Here is a 3,561-nt window from a genome sequence, read left to right as displayed (position 1 = left end):
GCGCTGCGACGGCAGACGCGCGCCCTGGTCGGCGAAGGCGGCGAACAGCGCCTCGGCCCGCGCGGCGTTCGCCTCGACATCGCCGCCGCCCATGATGGCCGGATCAAAGGCCAGGATCAGTTCGCCGTGCATGGGGGCCGCCTTGGCGCCGTCGTCAAAGGCCATCGACTCGCGGCTAGTCAGATCGCCGATCAACGGCCCCGCCATCAACTCGATCATCGTCGACAGGGCCGAGCCTTTATGTCCGCCGAAAGTCAGCATGGCCCCGTCCAGCGCCGCGCGCGCATTCGTCGTCGGCCGCCCCTCGGCGTCCACGCCCCAACCCTCTGGGATCGGCTTTCCGGCGATGTCGTGCAGCGCCATATCCCCCCGCGCGATGGCGCTGGTGGCGAAGTCGAAGACGTAAGGATACGGCCCCGGACGCGGCCAGCCGAAGGCGATCGGATTAGTGCCCAGCAGCCCCTTCTTACCGCCCGCCGGCGCCACCCACGAATGGCTGGGCGTCATGGCCAGCGCCGCCACGCCCATTTCCGTCAACTGCTCGATCTCGGGCCACAGGGCGGAAAAATGGAAGCAGTGGTTGATGACCAGCGCCGCCACCCCGACCGCCTTGGCCCTCTGCGCCAGCAACGGCGCCGCCCGTTCGAACGCCAGCAGGGAATAGGCATGACGCGCATCGGCCCGCACCAGAGCCGGCGACGCATCCTCGACCACCGGCTCCGCGTCCAGCGACAGCTTGCCCGATCGGATCGTCATGACGCAGCCCGGCAACCGGTAAAGCCCATGTGAGGCGCACTCGTCCCGCTCGCCCGCCGTGATGACCCGGGCCACCGCCTCGGCATGTGCGGCCGACAGCCCCGCTCCCGTCAACACTCGCCGCGACAGGGCGAACACCTCGTCAATCGACAGGGCGACCGTCTCCTGGGCCTCAAACACGCTCACATCGCTCTCCCGACCTTGAATCGTATACGATGCTGCCGGGATGCGCGTGAAACATCAAGGTCGATCAGTTCAGATCAGCTTCATCGCTCCACATCGTCGACCGACGCCTAGGAGCGTTCGCTCATGCTATTGCCGCCCTCGCCGCCGCCCCATGGCCCAAAGCGCCAAAGCGATCAGACCGGCGCCCGCTAAACCCGCGACGCCGAAAACCCGCGCGTCCATAGGCGTCGCGGGCGGTTCAGTTGAAGGATTGGCCTCCGGGCTCTCGCCCTGCCCCTTTCAAGAGGCGGACACCAGGCCCGCGTCAGTCAACTCCAGTCGACGCAGATCAACACCCATTTCGTTGCGGAACCGCGCAACAGCCGCATCGCCCAGACGCCGCATCATCGCCTGATCGCCCCGCTGCATCGCATCCACATAGGTCGCCTGCTGCACCAGGAAGTTCAGCATCAGCACCTCGGCCATCTCCTGGCGCCCGGCATCGCCCAGTCGCGCCACGGCAGGCGATCCGCTGATGACCCCACGCACCTGATCGCGAACGGCCAGCGCCTGCGTCCGGTTGTTGTCGCCCTGATTGGCCATGATCCAATTGAGAATCCAATAGGCCGCCATGGCGTCGGCCAGATCACCAGTACGCAGACCATCTTCACGCACGATGCCCGCCCAACTGGTGATCGGATCGCCGCTCTGAAAAGCCGAACGCGCCCGTTCAGCGGCTTCGCGACCGGAAGTCCGCTCAATGAATTCCGCGAACTGCGCACGCACGCGCGTCGAGACGGCCGGCGAGGAACGATAGGTGGTCTGCACCGTCGCCCGACGCCCCTGCGTCGCCGCGCTCGCGGCGGCACCGCCTCGCGTCGGCGCGCGCGCCTGTGAGGACGGCTCCATCATGTTGTCGCGCATGGCGGCGTGCATCTGGTTCATCGCATCCGCCGTCGCGAAGCCCTGGAAGGCGTAGTCCTGAGCCTGAGTCTGAGACGCGCAGAACAGCGCCGCCGCGACCGCTCCCGCCAGAAACATCTGTTTGCCGCTCATCTCCGCCTCTCCACTGCAAAAAACGCTCATTCCTCAAAAGCACAAAGGCGGGCGAAGGTTTCGCCTGCCCCATCCCGCCCGAACTGGTGCGACGGATGCGGCCCCAGTGAAGCGTCGCCGCCCGCTCCACACGCGCAAGAACACCGCATCGCACACCATTGATCGATAAATTAATGCATAATTTTGTCATTTAACGACATTATTTATCTTAGTTGAAACAATGATTCGCTTTAATTGGAATAATATTTGCACACACCGCCGCCGCCCCGTTTAATGTGCAAATGCAAAAAAGCGGCCGTTCCAACCCTGGTGGTTTTCTGATCGAGCAGCGTCGGCTGGAGAAACAGCCCGCTGAACTGCGCATACGCGCCTTCACGGAGATCACGCTCAAACCGACCGCCGACAGCGGGACGGCCCAGGCGTCGCGTTGCACCGACTGCGGCGTGCCCTTCTGCCAGAACGCCTGCCCGCTTCAGAACAACATCCCCGACTGGCTGGCCCTGTCCGCCGACGACGACCTGCGCGAGGCCTGGCGCGTCGCCTCGGCCACCTCGACCATGCCGGAAATCTGCGGCCGCATCTGTCCGCAGGACCGTCTGTGCGAGGGCGCCTGCACCCTGCAGCAGTCCGGCTGGGATGGCGTGACGATCGGCTCGGTCGAGGCCTGGATCGCCGACACCGCCTTCGACAACGGCTGGGTCGAGCCCATCCGTCCCCTGACCGAGCGCGGCCAGAGCGTGGCCATCGTCGGCTCCGGTCCCGCCGGTCTGGCCGCCGCCGACCGTCTGCGCAGCGAAGGCTACGCCGTCACCGTCTATGACCGCCACAACCGCGCCGGCGGCCTGCTGACCTATGGCATCCCCGGCTTCAAGCTGGAGAAGCGCATCGTCCAGCGCCGCGTCGATCGCCTGATCGAGGGCGGGGTCCAGTTCGTGCTGAACACCGCAGTCGGCGTCGACGTGACGATGGACGAGCTGCGGTCGCGTCATGACGCCGTCCTGCTGGCCATGGGCGTCTATCAGGCCCGCACCCTGGCCGTGCCGGGACGCGGCCCGAACGACACCGTCGCCGCGCTCGACTTCCTGATCGCCCAGAACCGCGTCGACTGTGGCGACGCCGCCGACACTTCAGCGCCTCACGCCGCCGGTCGCGACGTCGTCGTCGTCGGCGGCGGCGACACGGCCATGGACTGCGTCCGCACCGCTATCCGTCAGGGCGCGAACAGCGTGGTCTGCCTCTATCGCCGCGACCGCGAGAACATGCCCGGCTCGGCCCGAGAGGTGCAGAACGCCGAGGAGGAAGGCGTCCACTTCGAATGGCTGGGCGCGCCCAAGGCCCTGATGTCCAAGGGCGAGGCCGTCACTGCGGTCCGCGCCCAGCGCATGGCTCTGACCGAGGCCGCCCCCGGCGGGCGCCGCGACATCGCCCCCGTGGCCGGCTCGGACTTCGACCTGCCCGCCGACCTGGTCATCGAGGCGCTCGGCTTTGAGCCCGAGGCCTTTGGCGAGCAACTCGACGCCGGGCTCGGCCTGACCAAGTGGAACACCCTGCAGGTGGCGCGTGGCGGTTTCGCCACCACCCTGC

3 protein-coding genes are annotated in these 3,561 nt (G+C 66.9%); 1 reads left to right on the top strand and 2 read right to left on the bottom strand.

From position 1 onward, the window contains the following. Window positions 1–942 (bottom strand): Ldh family oxidoreductase (locus RT567_RS15030; protein WP_313577054.1); only part of this gene is annotated, 942 nt, incomplete at its 3' end. A 279-nt stretch (window positions 943–1,221) separates the two neighbouring features. Beyond that, window positions 1,222–1,977, bottom strand: a complete 756-nt coding sequence (locus tag RT567_RS15025) for a DUF6683 family protein (RefSeq protein ID WP_313577053.1) — start codon at window positions 1,975–1,977, stop codon at window positions 1,222–1,224. Window positions 1,978–2,258: 281 nt separating this feature from the next. Here RT567_RS15025 and RT567_RS15020 point away from each other — a divergent pair. Beyond that, window positions 2,259–3,561 (top strand): NAD(P)-dependent oxidoreductase (locus tag RT567_RS15020; protein WP_313577052.1); only part of this gene is annotated, 1,303 nt, incomplete at its 3' end.

It is taken from the genome of Brevundimonas sp., from assembly GCF_032107865.1.
Classification (GTDB): Bacteria; Pseudomonadota; Alphaproteobacteria; order Caulobacterales; family Caulobacteraceae; genus Brevundimonas.
The sequence above is the reverse complement of the archived record's forward strand: the minus strand, read 5'-3'. Positions and strand labels throughout refer to the sequence as shown.